The sequence below is a fragment of the Mesorhizobium sp. M4A.F.Ca.ET.050.02.1.1 genome, from assembly GCF_003997725.1.
GTDB lineage: Bacteria > Pseudomonadota > Alphaproteobacteria > Rhizobiales > Rhizobiaceae > Mesorhizobium.
Genome location: NZ_RZSG01001561.1, coordinates 1 through 393 on the forward strand (window position 1 = coordinate 1; position 393 = coordinate 393).

A 393-nucleotide genomic window follows, 5' to 3' on the forward strand; every position below is an offset into this window, starting at 1 on the left:
CTCCCATTCGAGCACTTTCATCGACGGGTCGTTGTCTGGATCGGGCACCGGCAGGTAGTCGCCGTCGTCCGCATAGAAATTGCTGTCGTTCAGCCAGCGCACCGGCAGCACCATCTTTTCCCATTTGTGCGAGCCGGCGATCAACCTGAGCGTCGCTTCCTTCACCGGATCGATCGGGATCCAGAAGCTCACCGTCTGGCTGCCTTCTACGAAATAATAGGGAATGTCCTGATGCCAGGGCGTCGGCTTCTGCGTGCCGGGCTCCTTGACCAGAACATGGTCGTGGAAGAACTGCGCGCTGCGCGACTCCATGACGGCGGCCGCCAGCTCGGCCGCCGGCGATTCCCTGACGATCCTGACGAATTCAGGGATGCGCTCCCAGTTGCAGTAGTC

Annotated in this window: 1 protein-coding gene; it reads right to left on the reverse strand. The window is 60.8% G+C overall.

Translation table 11 applies throughout. The features are described from left to right. A partial coding sequence (locus EOA33_RS38640) for a phytanoyl-CoA dioxygenase family protein (protein ID WP_190234568.1) occupies positions 1–393 on the reverse strand: 393 nt, incomplete at both ends.